Origin of the sequence: Streptomyces niveiscabiei (assembly GCF_001419795.1) — a bacterium.
GTDB lineage: Bacteria > Actinomycetota > Actinomycetes > Streptomycetales > Streptomycetaceae > Streptomyces > Streptomyces niveiscabiei.
In genome coordinates this window covers 1-2,988 of the sequence record NZ_LIRL01001346.1, presented here as the reverse complement: position 1 = coordinate 2,988, position 2,988 = coordinate 1, and the positions used below count along the sequence as shown (strand labels likewise).

General features: G+C 72.6%; 3 protein-coding genes. 1 reads left to right on the top strand and 2 read right to left on the bottom strand.

Annotated features, from left to right (window positions below; genetic code table 11):
* The coding region (locus AOK24_RS43860) for a helix-turn-helix domain-containing protein (protein WP_055725394.1) at window positions 1-884 on the bottom strand (884 nt) is incomplete at its 3' end.
* Window positions 885-920: 36 nt separating this feature from the next.
* Here AOK24_RS43860 and AOK24_RS43855 point away from each other — a divergent pair.
* The gene (locus AOK24_RS43855) at window positions 921-1,706 is read left to right on the top strand and encodes a phytanoyl-CoA dioxygenase family protein (protein WP_055725393.1); all 786 of its coding nucleotides are present in this window, start codon (window positions 921-923) and stop codon (window positions 1,704-1,706) included.
* A 1-nt stretch (window position 1,707) separates the two neighbouring features.
* Here the strand turns inward: AOK24_RS43855 and AOK24_RS43850 are convergent, their stop codons facing one another.
* Complete coding sequence (locus AOK24_RS43850) at window positions 1,708-2,676, bottom strand: aldo/keto reductase (protein WP_055725392.1); 969 nt, start codon at window positions 2,674-2,676, stop codon at window positions 1,708-1,710.
* Between the last annotated feature and the right edge of the window lie 312 nt (window positions 2,677-2,988).

Genomic DNA, 2,988 nt, shown 5'->3' with positions numbered 1-2,988 from the left:
GTACGGGGTGCCGCCCGGTACTCCCCCGGCGGCACCCCGTACCGCCCCCTGAACGCCCGGCTGAAGTGGAACGCGCTCGCGAACCCCGAAGCCGCAGCGACCCGTTCGGCCGTCAGCCCCGTGCTCTCCAGCAGCCGTGCCGCATGCCGCAGCCGGGCCTCCCGCAGGGCCCGCATCGGTGACATCCCGAGCTGCTCGGTGAACAGGTGCGCGAACCGGGACGGCGACAGGGCGACGGCCTCGGCGAGCGAGGCGACGGTGTGCGGGGCCCCGGGGTCGGCGGCGATCAGGGTCTGGGCCCGCCGGATCCGCTCATCGGCGCCCGGCGGTACGGGACTCGGCGGGGCGGCTGCCAGCAGAACCGCCTCCTCCAGTGCGCACAGGGCGAGTTCACGTGCGACGGCGCTGTGTGCGACGGCCACCTCCTCGGCCGGCCTGACGGGTTCCCCGCCGGTCCAGCGGGCGTCGTCGAGCATCCGCCGGAACGCCGACTCGACGCGCCCGCGCAGCACTTCGGGCACGGGTCCCGTCGTATGGACGCCGTCGCCGGCGTCGTACGGCCTGATCCAGGGCAGCCAGGACGGTCTCACCTGGCAGTGGGCCCACCAGAACCGCCAGGCGGGGGCGCCGGGCCTAACGGCGTAGCGCTGCGGGACGCCGGGGGCGAGCAGGACGAAGTCACCGGTGGCCACGGGGAGTTCGGTGCGGCCCTGGCCGATCAGGCCCGCGCCCCCGGTGGTCCACAGGATCAGCCAACTGTCCGACCCGGAGGGCCGGTTGACCGCGTACCCCGCCGCCTGGTCGAACCGCCCGACCACCACGAGCCCCGGCGGCGGCGACGGGTCCGCAGCAGTCCCGGTCAATCCCTCAGCACGCACGGGCATCCTCCTCCGGCGTTCTCCGGCCTAGTTTCCTGTGCCATGACAGTCACAGGCATTCTGGACCGGTTCCAGCAGGACGGCTACGCGGTCGTGCGGGGTCTCTTCTCCTACGACGAGGTCGAGCGCGTCCGTGCGGAGTTCGCGGCGTTGCAGGCGGCGGGGCGGGAGGTGCCGGGGCACTTCCGGCCGCGCGCCGGGGACGATCCGCTGGACGCGTATCCGCGGGTGATGCAGCCGCACGAGATCAACGAGGTCGCCCGGGAGATGCTGCTGGACGCCCGACTGCGGGGCGTGCTGGAGGAGTTGCTCGGCGAGGAGGTGCTCGCGGCGCAGAGCATGTTCTACTTCAAGCCGCCGGGCGCGCGGGGCCAGGCGCTGCACCAGGACAACTTCTATCTGCGGGTCGAGCCGGGGACGTGCGTCGCCGCGTGGGTCGCCTGCGACGACATCGACCGGGACAACGGCGGGCTCGAAGTCGTCCCCGGCACCCACCTGTTGGACCTGTTCTGCCCCGAGGAGGCCGACGAGTCGGTGTCGTTCGCGCGCGAGTACGTCGCGCCGCCGCCCGGCCTGTCCGCCGTACCCGTCGACATGGCGCCCGGTGACGTCCTGTTCTTCAACGGCAGTCTGGTGCACGGGTCGCAGCCGAACCGGACCGCCGAGCGGTTCCGGCGGTCGTTCATCGGGCACTACGTGGGGCGCTCGACCGAGCGGATCGGGGCGTACTACCGGACGATCGAGATGGACGGGGAGCGGGTGGTCCTGGCGGAGAGCGAGGGGGCGGGTCCCTGCGGCACGGAGTTCGCGGCGCAGGGACCCCACTAGCTCAGTGACCGGCGATGGGGTGCGGGCTGTAGGGGTACGCCAGCTCCGCCAACTCCTTGTCCGTCAGCTCCAGTTCGACGGCGGCCACGGCGTCCTCCAGGTGCTTCGGTTTGGACGCGCCGACGATCGGGGCGGTGACCGTGTCCTGGTGGAGGAGCCAGGCGAGGGCGACCTGGGCGCGGGGGACGCCCCGCGCCTCGGCGATCCGGGTCACCGCCTCGACGATCGCGCGGTCGCCGTCCTGGTAGAGGGTGGCGCCGAAGGAGTCGGTGGCGCTGCGCTCGGTCGCGGCGTCCCAGTCGCGGGTGAGGCGGCCCCGGGCGAGCGGGCTCCACGGGATGACGCCCACGCCCTGGTCGGCGCAGAGCGGGAGCATCTCGCGCTCCTCCTCGCGGTAGATCAGGTTGTAGTGGTTCTGCATCGACACGAAGCGTGTCCAGCCGCCCCGCTCGGCCGCGTACTGCATCTTCGCGAACTGCCACGCGTACATCGAACTCGCCCCGATGTAGCGGGCCTTGCCCGCCTTCACCACGTCGTGCAGCGCCTCCATCGTCTCCTCGACCGGGGTGTGCGGGTCGAAGCGGTGGATCTGGTAGAGGTCGACGTAGTCGGTGCCGAGGCGGGACAGGCTGTGGTCGATCTCGGTGAGGATCGCCTTGCGGGAGAGGCCGCCGCCGTTGGGCCCCGGGCGCATCCGGCCGTGCACCTTCGTGGCGAGGACGATCTCGTCGCGGACCGCGAAGTCCGCGAGCGCCTTGCCGACGATCTCCTCGCTGGTGCCGTCGGAGTAGACGTTCGCGGTGTCGAAGAAGTTGATCCCGGCGTCCAGGGCCTGCCGGATCAGCGGGCGGGACGCCTCCTCGTCGAGGGTCCACTCGTGCGTGCCGCGGTCCGGGAGGCCGTACGTCATGCAGCCGAGACAGATCCGGGAGACGTCCAGGCCGGTCGAACCGAGCTTCACGTACTGCATCGTTGCTGCTCCTGCCGTCGGAAGGGGTGACAGAGGGGAGCGTACGTCGGCCTCGTCGCCGCTTCGCAAGGCATTTCAGGTGACGGCCCGGCGTGGGAGCGGCACAGGGCCCAAGGGGCGTGCGCATCCTCGGTCCGGCGACCGGCACCGGGCCGGTCCCGCGAGGTACGGGAGGCCGCGGTGCGGGTACGGCGGACGGGGTTCGGGGTGCTGGCGGCGGGGGCGCTGCTGTTGCCGGGCATGTGGGGCGGCGGCGGCCTGGGGGCAGGGCCCGCAGACACGTACGGCGCCGACGGCGTACGAGGCCCGGAC